Annotated in this window: 21 protein-coding genes and 1 pseudogene; 12 read left to right on the top strand and 10 right to left on the bottom strand. The window is 53.3% G+C overall.

What is annotated here, in order from left to right; all coding sequences use genetic code 11:
- The first annotated feature begins 127 nt into the window (after positions 1–127).
- The 10 genes and pseudogenes from JD108_RS05240 (at position 128) to JD108_RS05200 (ending at position 6080) form a co-directional block, all read left to right on the top strand.
- A complete protein-coding gene (locus tag JD108_RS05240) occupies positions 128–571 on the top strand; it encodes a MarR family winged helix-turn-helix transcriptional regulator (protein ID WP_198828859.1) in 444 nt (147 codons plus the stop codon).
- 1 nt (position 572) lies between these two features.
- Positions 573–1628 (top strand): threonine aldolase family protein, encoded by a 1056-nt coding sequence (locus tag JD108_RS05235; protein WP_198828858.1) that lies wholly within the window; start codon positions 573–575, stop codon positions 1626–1628.
- Positions 1625–2344 carry an alanyl-tRNA editing protein gene (locus JD108_RS05230; protein WP_198828857.1) on the top strand — a complete coding sequence of 240 codons (720 nt, stop codon included), beginning with the start codon at positions 1625–1627 and terminating at the stop codon, positions 2342–2344. The genes JD108_RS05235 and JD108_RS05230 overlap by 4 nt, the downstream gene beginning before the upstream one ends.
- A 506-nt stretch (positions 2345–2850) precedes the next feature.
- Positions 2851–3147, top strand: a complete 297-nt coding sequence (locus JD108_RS05225; protein ID WP_198828856.1) for a DUF4183 domain-containing protein — start codon at positions 2851–2853, stop codon at positions 3145–3147.
- Positions 3148–3233: 86 nt separating this feature from the next.
- Positions 3234–3515 (top strand): annotated as a pseudogene (locus JD108_RS05220) (DUF4183 domain-containing protein); the annotation flags it as partial.
- A 279-nt stretch (positions 3516–3794) separates the two neighbouring features.
- Positions 3795–4229, top strand: a complete 435-nt coding sequence (locus tag JD108_RS05215; RefSeq protein WP_198828855.1) for an Ig-like domain-containing protein — start codon at positions 3795–3797, stop codon at positions 4227–4229.
- Positions 4150–4638, top strand: a complete 489-nt coding sequence (locus JD108_RS22780) for an Ig-like domain-containing protein (protein WP_407649422.1) — start codon at positions 4150–4152, stop codon at positions 4636–4638. Before JD108_RS05215 ends, JD108_RS22780 begins: the two co-directional genes overlap by 80 nt.
- Complete coding sequence (locus tag JD108_RS05210; RefSeq protein ID WP_228728317.1) at positions 4545–5027, top strand: immunoglobulin-like domain-containing protein; 483 nt, start codon at positions 4545–4547, stop codon at positions 5025–5027. The genes JD108_RS22780 and JD108_RS05210 overlap by 94 nt, the downstream gene beginning before the upstream one ends.
- On the top strand, positions 5024–5815 hold the full coding sequence (locus tag JD108_RS05205) for a DUF3889 domain-containing protein (RefSeq protein ID WP_198828854.1): 792 nt from the start codon (positions 5024–5026) through the stop codon (positions 5813–5815). Before JD108_RS05210 ends, JD108_RS05205 begins: the two co-directional genes overlap by 4 nt.
- Before the next feature lie 112 nt (positions 5816–5927).
- Positions 5928–6080: a hypothetical protein gene (locus JD108_RS05200; RefSeq protein WP_198828853.1), complete on the top strand. Its 153-nt coding sequence runs from the start codon at positions 5928–5930 to the stop codon at positions 6078–6080.
- Positions 6081–6442: 362 nt separating this feature from the next.
- On the opposite strand, the gene JD108_RS05195 is transcribed toward JD108_RS05200, so the two are convergent.
- The 5 genes from JD108_RS05195 to JD108_RS05175 all read right to left on the bottom strand — a co-directional run bounded on the left by JD108_RS05195 (position 6443) and on the right by JD108_RS05175 (position 11128).
- On the bottom strand, positions 6443–7036 hold the full coding sequence (locus JD108_RS05195) for a sulfite oxidase-like oxidoreductase (RefSeq protein ID WP_198828852.1): 594 nt from the start codon (positions 7034–7036) through the stop codon (positions 6443–6445).
- A gap of 179 nt (positions 7037–7215) precedes the next feature.
- Complete coding sequence (locus tag JD108_RS05190; protein WP_198828851.1) at positions 7216–8562, bottom strand: aspartate aminotransferase family protein; 1347 nt, start codon at positions 8560–8562, stop codon at positions 7216–7218.
- Positions 8563–8717: 155 nt separating this feature from the next.
- A complete protein-coding gene (locus JD108_RS05185) occupies positions 8718–9152 on the bottom strand; it encodes a CoA-binding protein (protein WP_198828850.1) in 435 nt (144 codons plus the stop codon).
- Positions 9153–9195: 43 nt separating this feature from the next.
- A complete protein-coding gene (locus JD108_RS05180) occupies positions 9196–10698 on the bottom strand; it encodes a leucyl aminopeptidase (protein ID WP_198828849.1) in 1503 nt (500 codons plus the stop codon).
- 34 nt (positions 10699–10732) lie between these two features.
- Complete coding sequence (locus JD108_RS05175) at positions 10733–11128, bottom strand: DUF309 domain-containing protein (protein ID WP_198828848.1); 396 nt, start codon at positions 11126–11128, stop codon at positions 10733–10735.
- Between the two features lie 149 nt (positions 11129–11277).
- Between JD108_RS05175 and JD108_RS05170 the strand changes: the two genes are divergently transcribed.
- Positions 11278–11760, top strand: a complete 483-nt coding sequence (locus tag JD108_RS05170) for a divergent PAP2 family protein (protein ID WP_198828847.1) — start codon at positions 11278–11280, stop codon at positions 11758–11760.
- A gap of 56 nt (positions 11761–11816) precedes the next feature.
- The gene (locus tag JD108_RS05165; protein ID WP_198828846.1) at positions 11817–12617 is read left to right on the top strand and encodes a cobalamin-binding protein; all 801 of its coding nucleotides are present in this window, start codon (positions 11817–11819) and stop codon (positions 12615–12617) included.
- Between the two features lie 97 nt (positions 12618–12714).
- Here JD108_RS05165 and JD108_RS05160 read toward each other — a convergent pair whose 3' ends face one another.
- The 5 genes from JD108_RS05160 to JD108_RS05140 form a co-directional block, all read right to left on the bottom strand.
- Complete coding sequence (locus JD108_RS05160; RefSeq protein WP_198828845.1) at positions 12715–13332, bottom strand: 3D domain-containing protein; 618 nt, start codon at positions 13330–13332, stop codon at positions 12715–12717.
- A gap of 209 nt (positions 13333–13541) precedes the next feature.
- On the bottom strand, positions 13542–13802 hold the full coding sequence (locus JD108_RS05155; RefSeq protein ID WP_198828844.1) for a YuiB family protein: 261 nt from the start codon (positions 13800–13802) through the stop codon (positions 13542–13544).
- A 229-nt stretch (positions 13803–14031) separates the two neighbouring features.
- Entirely contained in the window at positions 14032–14175 is a 144-nt protein-coding gene (locus tag JD108_RS05150; protein WP_198828843.1) for a YuiA family protein, read from the bottom strand.
- A gap of 179 nt (positions 14176–14354) precedes the next feature.
- Positions 14355–14837, bottom strand: coding sequence for an NUDIX domain-containing protein (locus tag JD108_RS05145; RefSeq protein WP_198828842.1), 483 nt, complete (start codon positions 14835–14837; stop codon positions 14355–14357).
- 816 nt (positions 14838–15653) lie between these two features.
- Complete coding sequence (locus JD108_RS05140; protein ID WP_198828841.1) at positions 15654–15908, bottom strand: hypothetical protein; 255 nt, start codon at positions 15906–15908, stop codon at positions 15654–15656.
- Positions 15909–15913 lie beyond the last annotated feature (5 nt).

Raw genomic sequence — 15913 nt, 5'->3', positions numbered from 1 at the left:
CGATCATCTGGCAGCCTCCTTACGCTATTGGACAGGATATGGTCCGCTACATATCGTTTTTTTGTTGACGCAGTCCACTAAATGAAGTAAAGTTTTGTTGACTGAATCCACTAAAAAGGAGGGCGCCATGAATCTGAATAAAACTATCATTGCGGATATACGGAAATTCAACCAGTTTTACACGAATATACTCGGAGTCTTGGATAAGCATGTATTGGAAACCGGATATTCTTTAACGGAAGCACGGGTACTTTTAGAGATTGGTTTCATGGAGCAGTGTATTGCAAACCATTTGGTCGACAAACTTAAAATTGATCGGAGCTACATGAGTAGAATCATTGCCAAGCTTAGTAAAGACGGACTGCTTTCTAAGGAGAATTCGACCTCAGATAGCAGAACGAGTCTGATTCGATTGACACCCAAAGGGACCGCTCTGTTTCATCAGCTCAATGAAAAATCTGATGAACAAATTGTGAGATTATTCCAAGGTCTATCAGAAAAAGAAATGAAAGAAATACATGCGGCTATGCTGTTCATACAGAAGAAATTGGATCGGGCGGAGAGGATATAGGATGATTCGATTTGAAAATGATTATACAGAAGGTGCTCACAAGAGAATTCTGGAACGGTTATGGGAAACCAATGAAGAGCAGACAGCCGGATATGGTATGGATGAACACTGTGAAAAAGCCAGGGCGTATATTCGAAAAGCGTGTGATGTGGAGAATGCAGATGTACACTTTTTAGTTGGAGGAACACAAACGAATACGACGATCATCGCCTCCATATTGCGCCCGCATCAGGGAGCAATTGCGGCCATGACAGGTCATATCGCCGTACATGAAACGGGAGCGATTGAAGCTACGGGTCATAAAGTGCTTACTTTGCCGAGTGATGATGGAAAAATTAAAGCAGAACAGGTAAAAGAACGATTTGATGCTCATTGGAATGATGGTACTCATGAGCATATGGTGCAGCCAGGCTTAGTTTACATCTCCCACCCTACCGAGAATGGAACGATCTACAGTAAATCCGAACTGGAAGAATTGAGCAAGGTTTGCCGGGAATGTGGTTTGCCGCTGATTTTGGATGGAGCCAGATTAGGATATGGCCTGGCTGCAAAAGACAGCGATCTATCCTTGGCGGATATTGCAAGACTTTGTGATGTGTTCTATATCGGGGGAACGAAAGTTGGAGCATTGTTTGGGGAAGCAGTCGTCATCATAAATGATGACCTTAAAAAAGATTTTCGGTATTTGATCAAGCAAAAGGGAGGGTTACTTGCTAAGGGGAGATTATTGGGGATCCAATTTGAAACCTTGTTTGAAGATGGTTTGTACTATGAAATTTCGCATCATGCCGTAGAAATGGCGATGATGATTCGAGAGGCATTCGCTGAAAAAGGTTTTTCTTTCCGGTATGATTCTCCAACCAATCAGCAGTTTCCCATTTTACCGGATGAGGTATTGAAGGAATTGGGCAAAAAGTATTCATTTTCGTTTTGGGAAAAAGTCGATGATGCACACACTGCTGTGAGATTTTGTACAAGTTGGTCCACGAAAAAAGAACATGTCGACATGCTGACCGCGGATATTAAGGCATTGCAAGGGGACTGGTGGCCTGAATGACAACGATAGAGTTATATGCAGAGAATAGTTATCGAAAAGAATGTACGGCAAATATTCTATCCATACAAGAACGATTTGTAGTATGCAATCAAACTGTTTTTTATCCGGGCGGCGGGGGACAACCTTGTGATCGTGGCATCATTAAGCAATTTGGGGAGATCTATGAAGTAGTAAACGCAAAAAAAATAGACGGCCAGATTGTCCATGAATTAAACCGTCAATTGCAGTGCACCCAACAAGAAGTCCGTATGGAGATTGACTGGCCTTGGCGATATCAGAATATGAAGTATCACACATTATTGCATATGATTTCAGGATATTTCTATCAACAGTACGGCGCTTTAGCGACCAGCAGTCAAATCGAGGCGGACCACGCGAGATTAGAATTGGCCTTTTCTCCCGAAATAGTATCCGTCATCCCGTTTGAACATATAGAAAAATCGCTGAAGGAGGCATTCATACAGCCTCAACAGGTCCGCACAAAAACAATGAGCAGAAGAGAAGCAGAGCAAAATGCAGGCATCCTTAAAACGTATCTGAACATACTCCCTGCTTCCCTAACTGAAATACGCGTCGTCGAAATTGATCAGATAGATGAGCAGGCTTGCGGCGGAACTCATGTAAACAACACATCTGAAATTGGCGATTTTTCCATTGTAAAAATTCAAAATAAAGGTGCCACGAAAAAACGGATGAGAATTCAACTGTTGGATTAAGGTTCTGAGGGAAAAATCAATTGTACACGTTTCATAAATGACACCTAAGGACTCCCGTCTTCCCGCTGAGCATCGCCAGTTTCTCCCTTCCCCTATCCCCTGTCCAGTCATCCCATCCGCCCATGCATCTCCATCGTCTTTCATTGGCCTATTTTTCGTGCGACCGCTTGTCTGTCGCTGGCCGTCGAAAGCCTCCTGCCGTTCATTAACGTAGCATAACGTAAGCAATGGAATCGGGAGGTGTTTGGATGCGATGTCGACGTTCAAAGCGGCCTCGTCATAAAAACAGGAAGAGAACCGTGCTTCGATGTCCTCGCACAAAGAAAGGCGCGATAAAAACCGTATACTTCTCCTGTCCTCCGAAAATCATCGTGAATGCCCCGCCCGGACCAGCTGGACCACCTGGCAAGCCGGGGCCTCAGGGTTTGCAGGGGCCTTCGGGGTCTTCGGGGCCTCAAGGGCCTCCGGGGCCTGCAGGACCTGGCGGATCTGTCGGCACCCTAACCGTGCTGCCGGAAGTGAACCGCTATTTTTATCTGTCCCCTACTGATATTCAATTGAACAGCCCCGTTACCATCCCGGCAACACAATTTACAAACGATCAGGGACAACCCGTAACTGAATTTGTCACGCTTGGTCCGAGCAGTTACAGCAGCCTCTTCCTGAACGGAATCTTGCAAAAATCTAGCTTGAGCCGAATCAGTGCCAATGCTTTAACACTGAACGCGATGGGAGGAACGATCTACGCAGGAACCTCCATCATTCTCGAAATCATTCACTTCTCCGTCATCATGGATCCGTAAAAATGGTGGAATCTACGGTGTCAAGCGCACGAGCAACTCGTCAAAGTCTTGAATTTACTAATACGGAACGGAGGTGAACTACCATCATGCCAATCGTTAAACCTTTTATTGCGAGTAGAAGATTCACAGGCACAGCAGGGGCGGGTACAGGCACGGGGGATACCTTTTCGATTGCTGCGACAACATTCACAGACGACACAGGTGCGGCTGCTACAGCATTCCCGGCTTCTTTTTCCTACTATAATCTGTACATTAATGCCGTAATTCAGACAGGCGATACGTCAACGGTTACCACGACAGCGATCACGATTCCCGGTGGCGATGTCTTGGACCCGGCCACGCCGATTGTAGTAGAATTCGTCGCTGACAGCGCCGACAGGTCCTATTCTCATGGAATGTCGGCGCTGGTTTGTTTTATCTTAGCAATATCGTCGGAGGTTCTCTTTACCAGAACGATCTGGTGGAAATACCCAATCACACTTACATACCGCTTGCGGAAGCGGCAAAAGGTCTGAGATTCCGTCCAAATTCCAATGCCAATACCGTGGCAGGCGATACGTTTTCCTTTACCGCGCAGGCCGCCCAAACGGCACAAGGCTCAGGCCTCGGCGGGCCGACAACCGCTTCGATCACGGTTCTAGAAGTAAATGACAAGCCAATTCCTCATGATGATCTCCTGGGCACCCACTACCTCGCCTCAGATCGATCCCCAGTACGGCTCTGTCCGCATCTCCGGTGAATCGGTCATTTACACGCCGGCCGCTGACCATCGCGGCCCTGCCAGCTTTACGTACCGGGTAGAGGATGACGGCACCACACTGGGAGCGCCGGACCCGCTCATCAGCGAGGGAATCGCGACGGTATCCTTCGACATTCAGGAGAACGCCAAGAAACCGAGCGTCACAGGAGTAACGACGTTGGAGGACACGATGAGCGCGGGGGGATTAGAAATCACGCCGAACGATGAAAACGGAGTGACCACTTCCTCCTACAAGATCAGCCATATCACCGGCGGCACCCTTTATCCCCAAAACGGAGGCACGCCCCTCGCTGAAGGCCGGGACGGTACGGATCGGCGATGATGGAGAATCCGTCATTTTTACCCCCCTCTCCCAATATCTCGGAACAGCAGGTTTCCAATACACGGTGAAGGATGACGGCGGCGCAACGAGTAATGGCATGGTCACGTTCACCATTCGCGCGAGGACGGACAGCCCTCAAGTCACGCCGGCTATGACGGCGGAGGACACCATGACGTCAAGCGGTCTGGTGATTACCCCGACGGAAGCGGGCGGGTCTACCACGACCCATTTCAAAATCAGCGGAATTACTGGGGGAACTCTCTATCACAAAAACGGGACAACTCAAATCCGGGCCGATTCGCCAAAGGGGCGCCAGTGGTCACCATCCCCTACTCCAAGTTGTTGGCCAATGATTCCCCCGGACCTGACGATGAACTCATCTGGCAAACTCTGGCGGTTACCGGAGTAGGTAATGCGCTTGGCGGCACGGCATCCATGGAAGAGAATCATGTGGCGTTTATATCAAATCCGGATTTCTCGGGATGGGCTTCTTTCCAATATACCGTGACCGACGACGGCATCACGAACAATTCCCCCAAACCGGAGTCAGCTACGGCACAGGCCCGTTTCTATGTTGGGGATACGGAGGCGCCCGTGACCACCCTGTTTGGCGACAATCCCGCCTACATACTCAAAGGGCAAACCTATTCCGAAACCGGGTTCATGGCGGACGATAACGAAGATGGGGACCTCACGGGCGAAGTGAGTGTAGACGGCTCAGTCAACCACGACCGGCTCGGAGACTATGTTCTCCGTTACAACGTATCGGACAGCAGTGGAAACGCAGCCACCGAGTGACGCGGACCGTCCATGTCGTGTCGCATCACCTGGACGAGCTGTCGGTTTCCTCTGTGGAACTGACTCCTGCCTTTGAACCTGAGAGACAAAATTATACTGCTGATGTGCCTGAGAACCAAAAAACCGTCACGATTACGGCCATGGCGGAAGATCCTACAGCCACGGTTACCATCGGCGGCGTAGCCAAAGGCCACGGCTCGGACAGCCACGATCACTGGGCCGCATCGGCCATCGCTGCGGTGCAAGCCTTCTTTCTTTCCTCTCACCCCGAGGGTCCCCGGCCCATGAGAAACCATTTTCGGACTCATCCGTATCTTTTTTTCCTTCTGGGAAGACTACTCTCGAAAAGGAGTGGTCTTGTGCGGGTATTCACTCGGTTGTTCATGCTGATTATGCTGCTGTCCAGTGTTCACATCGCCTCTGCAGAAGTTCGAGAAATTCCGCCCTATGCGAAATGGGGGAGATTCGCCATGCAAGAGACCAAGAAACGCTATCCCCTTGCCGACATCGTGGATTACCAGCATCTAGGCCGAGACGTCGTCAGTTCGAATCGCGCCACCGAAACCTTCAAGCTGTGGTTGAGACAAGACCGGAGGGAGTGGGCGGTTCGGGTCATCATCACGTTTGATACCAAAACGGAAAGAGCGGTTTCGATTCAATTCCGCGAAGAGCCGCCGCCATCCCAGGCTTCCTTTGTTTTGTCGCAACGGTTCACTCCTGTGCAGATGATGGCCGCACTAAAGACCGCCTCTCAGTCATCAGTTCGGCTTTTAGACAAATCACTGTAACCCTCAATTTGTTAAAGCACCTTTGTTTCTCCCCATGTTAGTCATTCAAAATGGGAATACTGAAGAACACGACGAAAGAAAAAGAAAACAATGTGCTTCAGGAGGGATTTACATGGATGTAACCACAAACAAAGGTAACGTAACGAATCAAGAGAAAACTATAAGAACGAGAGAAATTGTTGATGCTGAAAAAGTAGAAACTCAAACGAATCCAATTAAGTCCGAGCTGATCCGCGCCGATAATGCCGATAACATTTACGAATGACGGTCAGGTTGCCAGGGCATGACTGATAGAACCTTAACCGGATAATGTGCCCCAATCGTTTGACACTTGGATCGGGCTTCTCATTTTGGAGTTTATTATCTTAGCATTTGCCCTGATGAATGAAACTTCTGATATTCCTGATTACTGTCATCGCAGCTGCGTTAATTGTCAGATCAGCCTATCTGTTATTGAAAAAGGAATCTTCCTCAAAGCCGGATATTTAATAGCATGGTGATTTGTGGAATTCAGAAGGGTTTGACAATGACAAAGAGGCTGAATCCCCGCCTCTCTTTCCATTGCCAACGATGCCATTCATATAACAAACTAAGAGGCGAAACTCCCGCCTCTTAGTTTGTTCCGCTTTAATCCCAAGCAAACCTCTGCTCTTTCCACGGGTCTCCATACATATGATACCCGTTCTTCTCCCAGAATCCCTGCTTATCCTTCGCCAAAAACTCGATGCCGCGCACCCACTTGGCGCTCTTCCAGAAATACAGATGAGGAACGACGAACCGCAGCGGCCAGCCGTGATCCGGCGTCAGGTCTTCGCCATTGTGCCGGTAGGCAAACAAATTGCCCGGGGTGAGAAAATCGCTCAGCGGCATGTTGGCGGTCCAGCCGTGCTCTGCGTGCAGCAGCACGTATTTGACCTCCGGCTTGATCTTCACCAGCTTGACGATCTCTTCGACAGGAATGCCTTCCCAGACATTGTCCAGCTTGCTCCAGCCGGTGACGCAGTGGATATCATTCGTCGTACTTCCTTTGGGAAGAGCCATCATCTGCTCATACGAGAGCGTCACTTCTTCGTCCACCAGGCCGAAGATGCGAAAGTTCCATTGCGCAGCGAGGTCCGTATATTCAGGCACTTCCCCGTAATGCAGGACGGGAAAGCCGGTCGTCACCTTTTGATTCGGCGGTACCCGGTCTTTTGTCAGTTCTGTCATGTTCCCACTCATCCATTCTCCGCTCCTTTTTTCCATCATCCCTACCGATCCCTGCTTCCAGATGGACGGTCGTTATCTCTGCGTAGTATTCGGCAGAAGACCGCTCCTCATACGGTTCAGCTATATCCTACCATGATCGCCACAGGGAGGGAACCCCGGCCGAGAGAGGAAGTGCGGAATGCCGCGCGTCCTTACAGGTGGCGTGAGACTTTCGCCATCACGTCGGCAAACGCATCGACAGCCTGATCGATATCCGTCTCCTCCATCACGGTGGAGAGGTTCCACATGCCGCGCGGCGCGGTAAATACGCCCCGATTCAACAGCTCCAGATGAACCAGCTTGGACAGCTCTTTGTACGGGCTGTGCGTGCTGGCATAATCGACAGGGGGCCGCTCGGTAAAATGCAGGTTGAGCATCGAGCCGATCCGGTTGACCGAAGCCGGGACGGCATACCGCCCGATCGCGGCCCGCATGCCCGCCTCCAGCCGCTCTCCCAATAGATCCAGACGCGCGATGGCGCGCTCATCCAGCAGCGTCATCGAAGCAATCCCCGCAGCCATGGTGGCCCGGTTTCCGTTAAATGTGCCGCTTTGCGACAGACAGCCCGATTGATTCGGATCAAACTGGGCCATGATCTCCGCCCGTCCGCCAAAAGCCCCTACCGGAAAACCGCCGCCGATGATCTTGCCGATGGCCGTCAAATCCGGGGTGACGCCGAATTTGCGCTGCGCCCCTCCGAGATCGAGCCGCAAGGTCTGCACTTCGTCAAATACCAGAAGCACGCCGTACTGGTCAGCCAGGCGCCGGAGCTCGGCCAGATAGCCGGGCAGCGGCGGGATGACACCGGCTACGCCCATCACCGGCTCCACCAGAATGGCTGCCACCTCTTCCCCCTTCTGCCGCAAAATCTCTTCGACTGCGGCGGGGTCATTGAAAGGAGCCACATAGACGTCGCGGGCGACACTCTCCGGCACTCCTTTGGTATCGGGGATCGGCGTCCAGCCCGGCTGACGGCTGTCCCGCTCCGCGCCCGGCGCGATGGAAAACTCGACGGCATCATGCGTGCCGTGATAGCCCCCCTCCATCTTGATGACGGCAGGCCTTCCCGTATACGCTCTGGCTGCACGCAGGGCAAACATCGTCGCTTCCGTCCCGGAATTGCAAAAGCGCACCTGATCCATCCCGGGGATGCGGCCGCAGAGGATTTCGGCCAGCTCTCTCTGCTCGGCGATGGCTGCCGCATAGCCGGTTCCCAGAGTGATCGCCGCTTGCACCTTTTCCAAAATAAAGGGATGGGCGTGACCGTGAATCATCGCGGTGTAATTGTTTAAAAAGTCCAAATATTCACAGCCGTCTGCATCGTAGATTCTCGGTCCGCTTCCCCGGCTGACGGTCAACGGGTACGGCTTGAAAAAGGCAATCGTCCGCGTATCGCCCCCGGGCATTACTTTTTGCGCAGCTGCGTGAGCTTCTCGCGACCTTTCTGTTCGTTTGCGATACGCCTCTTCCGCTTCCTGAAAAACCGTTTGAAGCAACATCTCCACACGCCCCTTCATCGGATTTCGTCATAAAGCCGCTTACTACTCTAAGGAATTCGTCATGGAGCGTCGAACTCCCTTTTCTGCTCGGGATGAGAAAAGCCCGCCCTCGCAGCCGAAGCCGACCAGGCGGTCTGTATTCCCCATCGCAAACCCTATTTCTTTCCTATGCGCAGCAAAGCATGATCCACCTTGATGCACAGGTCCATAATCACCTGGATTCCTTCGGCGGACACCTGCTCGGCTGCCTGTTCATTGGCGATGCCCTGCTGGAGCCAGAAGGCTTTCGGCTTTTGTTTCATCTTCAAGGTCTCTTCGGCGACGGGCGGAATGTCTTCACTGCGGCGGAATACATTGACGATGTCCACCGCCTCCTCGATGTCGGTGAGGGAGGCGACGACCTTCTCGCCGAGCACAGTCTCGCCCGCGATCATCGGATTGACCGGAATAATCTTGTAGCCGACATTTTGCATCGCCGCGGACACCATATAGCTGGTGCGGTCTGGCTTGTTGGACAGCCCGACGACGGCGATTGTCTTGGCTTCCTGCAAAAGTTCACGGCGCTGCTCGTCACTTGGATTGTGAAACATAATAAGGACCTCCTCGCTTCTCGAAAAAATAGGTAATGGGCGACTATCCCTCGCTGCGATTCAGAACAAACTGGGCGATCGTGCGCACCATTACACCTGTGGCACCCGAGGGATGCAATTCCCCCGCGCTGGCGGCGTACGCCGTACCGGCAATATCCAGATGGGCCCACGGCGTATCCTCCGCGAACTCCTGTAGGAAAACTCCGCCGATGATGCCGTGGCCGTAGCGCCCGCCCGAGTTCTTCAGGTCGGCAAAGCGGCTCTTGTTCAGCTCGCGGTATTCCTCGAACGTCGGCAATTGCCAGAGTCGCTCGCCAGCCTGGCCGGCAGCGCTGAGGATGTCGCCGACCAATCCGTCGTTGTTGGTCATGACCCCGGAGCAGATTGTGCCGAGTGCGACGACAATTCCCCCCGTGAGCGTCGCGGCGTCGACCAGACAGGAGACGCCTTGCGACCTCGCATACGTGATGCAGTCTGCCAGAACCAGTCTGCCCTCGGCGTCTGTCGTGATGATCTCCACCGTTTTCCCGCTCATCGTCGTGATGACGTCACCCGGCTTGTAGGCTGTTCCCGACGGCATGTTTTCCACACAGCCGATCACGGTGAGGACGTTTGCCTTTGGCTTCAGCTGACCCAGCGTCTCCAGCGCCCCGATCATGGCGGCGGCACCGCCCATATCGGACTTCATGTCCTCCATGCCTGCTACCGGCTTGATCGAGATGCCCCCCGTATCAAAGGTTACTCCTTTTCCGATCAGGCCGATGGCGTCTTCCCATTTTTCCTTGCCCTGGTATTTGACCACGACGACATATGGTTCTTGGGCGCTTCCCTGAGCCACGGACAGCACGCCGCCCATCCCCAGTTCCTCCAGCTTATCTTGCGCCAGCACTTCATACTCCATCCCGTATCTCTTCGCCACGGATACGACCGCATCCTTCAAGGCGGCCGGCGTCATGTAGTTGCCCGGCTCATTGACCAGTGTGCGGGCGAGATTGGTCCCCTGGGCGAACGCTTCGCCGCGCATCACGCCGATCATGGCAGCGGCCGCCTCTTCGTCGCTTTCGACCAGCAGCTGGACCGTCGCGATCGGCTCCGATTCCCTTTTTGGCTTGGAGCGATAGCCTTCATAATGGTAGGTAGCCAGGCCAAAGGCTTCCGCGGCCGCATGCGCCAAACGCTCCAGCACAAGTCCGCCCTGGGACCGCAGATCGACGGCGACCACTTTTTCCTTCCCTTTCGCCGCGGCGGATTTGGCTGCGCGGGCGAAGGCAGATCGCGCGGACCGGAAATCAGAGGATTCCGGCTTCCCCATTCCCGTGATGAGCAATTTTTTGGCGGACAGTTTGCCCATGGTGTGCAGGACGGTGAGGGCTTTGGCGTCCCCGCTGATTTCCTTTTCCTTTTGCATCGCGGCCAGCGCGCCGTCAAAGAGCTGATTCAGCTCCGGATAAACTTCGGCGATCTCTTCTCCCCTCCAGAGCGGAATGACCAGCTCGTCACAGGCCATGCTGTTCCATTCTGTACGTTTTTCTACCGTTACGTTCATATACTCTTCCTTCTTTCTCTGTGATAGGATACAATTATGAGCGATTTGCCCCTTCGCAATCGGCAGGATCCAGTCTTAGGCGCAAGGTGGGAAACGGCATCTTTTTTGCATCCGTGTACGGGATGGCATCCGCCTCGGGGAGGGCTGCCAGGCAGTCATCCAGATAGGCGAGCACCGTATCCACATCGAGATCCCAGTGGCAGGGAGCATAGGGAGCGAGATATTTTTTGCTGTTGCCAAACATCCAGCGCGCCCCTTTGATGTTTCCGCCTGAAAAATGATACAAGCCGACTGCCATCTGCAAAAGTCCCTGGAGAAACTTGTTGGATTTGTCCTCCATCCAGATTTCCTCCAGCAAATCGTGGCACTCGTAGTACTCCTTTTGGTTGAAGAGTTCGATAAACCGGAGATACTGCGCGGGGTAACTCATCGGCGTTGCCTCCATATTTTATACCTTCTCATCATGGTAACACAGATTGGCTCGTCTCGAAATCCTGACGAAATCTTCACGGATGAGGTTAGCCCCCTTCTGTTACAATAAACTCAATACCTGTTTTGCAGAAAGGAATGGATTTTTCTATGGCAGCGTTATATGACAATTTTCCCTTATGGGCAGCTTTGATTGCCATAGGAATTGCCCAGTTTGTCAAAATCCCGCTGACGTACATCGCCACCCGCTCATGGCAGTGGTCCCTGATGTTCAGTACGGGCGGCATGCCCAGCTCTCACTCCTCGGCCGTCACCGCGCTCTCGACTGCTGTCGGCATTCGCGAAGGCTTCAGCAGCAGCATGTTTGCCATCTCCGCGATCATCGGCGTCATCGTAATGTTTGATGCCGCAGGCGTACGCCGTCACGCCGGGATGCAGGCCGTGGTGCTCAACAAGCTGGTCGATGAATTCAACCACCTGTTGGAAGGGATGAAGACCTTCAAGGTGCGTCCGAATGAGGCAAAGGCGAAAAAACTGAAGGAACTGCTCGGTCACCAGCCCATCGAAGTGTTGATCGGCGGCTGGCTGGGGGTTATGATCGCCCTGGTCATGTACAGACTCTTCTACATATAAAAGACCGGATCAGAATCCAGCGGTTCACACCGGACATATAGGGAGGGGTAGTGCTCATGCGCATTGTGTCGATCTGTCCTAGCAACACGGAGATCCTCTATTACCTGGGGCTCGGCGATCAGGTGGTCGGACTCGATGACCACTCTGACTGGCCCTCCGAATGGCAGCATCTGCCCCGCGTCGGACCGGATCTGACGATTGACATGGACCGGGTGGAGGCGCTCCAGCCCGATTTGGTGGTCGCGTCGCTCAGCGTACCGGGCATGGAGAAAAACGTGGAAGCGCTCAAAGCCCGCTCCCTTCCCCATATCGTCCTCGATCCCCAGCGGCTCTCCGATATTCCGCGAGACATCCGCCTGGTTGGGGAAGCGACTGACAGCAGACAGCAGGCGGAGCAGCTCGCTCTTCATTTTGCCGAAAAAACCGAAACCATCAAACAAGTGGCGCAATCCGCCGGACATCGCCCCAAGCTGTACTGGGAATGGTGGCCCAATCCCATCTACACGCCAGGGAGAGAAAACTGGCTGACCGACGTCAGCGAGCTTGCCGGGGCGACCAATGTATTTGCCGATTACCCCGTCGCCAATGTAAAAGCGACAAGAGAGATGGTGCGGGAGCGCGATCCCGACCATATCTGCGTCGTCTGGTGCGGAATCGAATTGAAACGCATCAAAACCTCGATGATTACGGATCGTCCGGAGTGGTCTGAGATGACCGCGATCCAAAGGGGGCAGGTGCATCTTCTGGAAGAGGGCCTGTACTGCCGCCCCTCTCCCCGGATTCTGGACGGACTGCGACAGCTGGTCCTCCTGATCCACCCGGAGCTGGAAGGGAAGCTGCCCGCCACCATCGCATAACCCATCAGACGAAAAAAAGGATTTGCCCAGCTGCAACAGCAACTTTGGCAAATCCTTTTTTCAACCTCTTTTTCCTGCTTTCCATTGGCTTTTTGCGCTAATGTACCTGATCGGACATCGCTGCGATTCCCTTTTCATTCAGCCTGTTCATCATCGCTTCGGTCACTTTGCCGTCACCGCGGCGGACGACATACACATCAACCGACTTTTTGCCCCAGAGCTTGTAGACATCCTGCTTGGTCTCAAAGTACAGGTCGATCTTGTTGCCGCGGATGGCGCCGCCTTTGTCTGCCACAACGCCGTAGCCGTAGCCCGGGATGTACAACACCGTACCCAAAGGGAATACGCGGAGATCGGCTGCGATCGTAGAATACTCGTCACGGCGAACCTTTACGCCGGAATATGTAATCCCGTAGGATGGATGTGTCGGATGTTTCCCGGTTGATTCATATCCGGCGTAGTACCCGGTTGCGACAACGCGGACTTTGGGGTATTGCTCCAGCACGGCCTCCGCTTTGTCGATGACCGGGCTGAACGAGCTGGTGGAGACGGCCCGCCTCTTTACCATATGCTGTCCTTCCCGGGATTCCCTGATTCCGTACGTGTTTTGGACAGAGCGATCACCGATGGCATTGTATCCGAAACTGTCACTGGCAAAGCTGGTCAAGGCAAACGCGCAAAGCATCACGATGCAAATCATTCGCTTGGCATTCATTTTTGTAAAATACCTCCTCTCGCTACTAGTCTTGTCCACGAGAGGAGGAAACTATACACAAATTCAACCAGAAGCTGAAATATTCTGGTTCGTTACCGATCTTCCACCCTTTGCAAAACTCCGTATTCTACGGTGCGCAAGGCCGGGAGACAAGGGCTTTTCTCAAGAAAAAACTGCCCTCAAGATCTCACTTGAAGGGCAGTTTCCGCTTAAAACATCCGGTATCCTTTTTTCCGCAGTGTCTGGATGGTCCATCCGCTGGCTACAGCTCCGGCCATCCCGAAGCCGAGAATGATGGCATCCCAGAGACCTGGAACAATTCCTTTATAGATCAGTGCGCCGACGACCACGCCGCAGACGAGAATGACGGGCATCCAGGTGGTTCGCAAAATCATGTTTATAATGAAGCCGATGCCAAATCCCAGCACTGCAAACAAGACAACGGATACGACAAACTGCAGCAAGCTCATACGCGGTCAGACCTCCTGCTTCTTTAAGGCGAATAGCGGGACAGGCTTCGAGCCTGTGCCCTGTTTCGCTATTAAGTGTAGCGGAATCAGGTGCACAGGTCAATTGGAAAACTGGGCTTTCGTGGAGGTTGAGGCGAGGTCATCGCTGCCTGGAGCATCCATTGCGTCCCGGCGGTTGAGGGGCGGGGACCAAAAAAAGAAGCCGACTGCCATCGGCTCCTCCATTCGTTTACGATCGTTTTCCCGCTGCCGTTGGCTCCTCCGTATGGGCGCCTGAGCCCTCGCATCCCGGACAGTCTTCCGTGCCTCCCAGCAGCAGTTGAAAATAGCCTTGTCCTTTGCAGTACGTGCAGGCTTCTTGTTCTTTTCTCATGTTGATCGCTCCTTTCACCGTTGCCGGGTTTCCGGGTTTTCATTGTTTCATTATTCTGATTTTTCGGATGTATCTCACTATAACAGAAACGGAAACTCTCGTTCAATCCGGAAAAAGAGAGGAAAAATAGAAAAAAACCGCTATGTAAGCGGCAACAATGCATGTTATCTCCCCGATGCTCAGGATTTCGAGAAGACTTTATAAGCGGTGTATTGAAACACCGGGTCGATTGGATAGTCACGACCAATCAAGCCCTGCTCCCGCTCCCGGTACTGCGGCAGAATAATTTTCAGGTACGTCGAGGAGAGGGGATCCTGGATCAGCTGCTCAATCGGCAAAAAGGCGGCGGTCTCGATCTCTCCCTCCTGCGGACGCGGCTCTCCGCTGAGGTAATCCATCCAGAAGACCACCATGTTGTCGCTGATGGTCTCGCGAATCACACCGGAGCGGACGGCGGCAAGCTGCCTGACGACCGCCTGCACCCCCGTTTCTTCCTGGACCTCTCTGACGGCGGCCGCATCCACGGTCTCCCCCGGCTCTACAAAACCGGCGGGAAAGGACCATTGCCCCTTGAGGCCGCCATATGCTTTTTTCACGACCAGGGCTTCCTCCCCGCGGATTACGATTCCGCAGGCGCCCAGCCATACATTGCTTCGTTTCATGCTGCCCCCTCCTTCTTTTTCCAGTATAGCGCATGCGGCCGTGCGTAGGTGAGCCTGTCCTTGGAACGCGGCCGCGGTGTGAAGAAGCATGTTTCCCTGCTTTGCTCCGGGCTCCGCCCCCATGGTAGCCAGCACTGTTCGCTCCGCGAAAGCTGGCGGGGGTGCGCAAAAGTAGCTGCGCAGCAGGTTCAGGGTTGCGCCCCTTTTTCCCGCCATCTGCCGCTCCGCTGAGCCGGGCTCCACAGTCGCGCCGCAGGGAAACATGCTTCTTCTGCGAGCTTTGGGCTGGTTTGCTGTTGCTCGGGGAGTGGAGAGTGGTCAAAGTACAGCGGTTTGCTTGTAAGCAGTTTGGTTCGGCAATCGTGGCTCAGCGGTAACGGTAGCATGGCTCCTCGGTCAGTTCATGGTTGCCTCTCTTTTTGATTGCACAGGATGCGTTTGGGTGCTTGTCCTTGCGCTTCCATGCGATGCTCTCAAACCTGTTAACCTCGGCTCCATGAAGAAGCATATTTTCCTGCGCCGCGACTGTGGAGCCCTGCTTAGCGGAGTGGCGATTCGCGGGAATAAGGAGCGCAACCTGGGTTGACCTCAGAGCATAGGCTGCTTTTGCGTCTCCCCCGCGAATCGTCACGGAGCGGACAGTTTAGCTTCCTCGTAAGGCGGAACCCGGAGCACAGCAGGGAAATATGCTTCTTCTCGCTGTGGCAACATTGGTAAAGAAATACTTCGGAGCAAAGCAAAACAAAAGGGCTTGCGCCCTCTGCTAATGAATACCCAAAACAAAAACCCCCGACTGCTTGAGCCGGGGGCTTGCTCTCAATCATCATCGTCCTCATCCAAGAGACCATTGTCAATCATGTAGCGCAGATTCTCCCTGTCGCGTTCGCGGCCTTTTTCCTTCAGCCGATCAATGGCCGGCAGGATGAGAATATCTACCTCACGCTGAACATGATGAGCCAGATCGTGGCGTCCCTGTTCTTCCAGATAAGCGCCTACCTCCATCAGGGCATTGTAGCGCTCCATCTCTTCGCGTGTCATCAATCCTCTGACCTGGATACTGGCGTGGCGCATAGACA

Source organism: Brevibacillus composti, assembly GCF_016406105.1.
GTDB lineage: Bacteria > Bacillota > Bacilli > Brevibacillales > Brevibacillaceae > Brevibacillus > Brevibacillus composti.
This window is presented reverse-complemented; position numbering and strand designations above follow the sequence as displayed.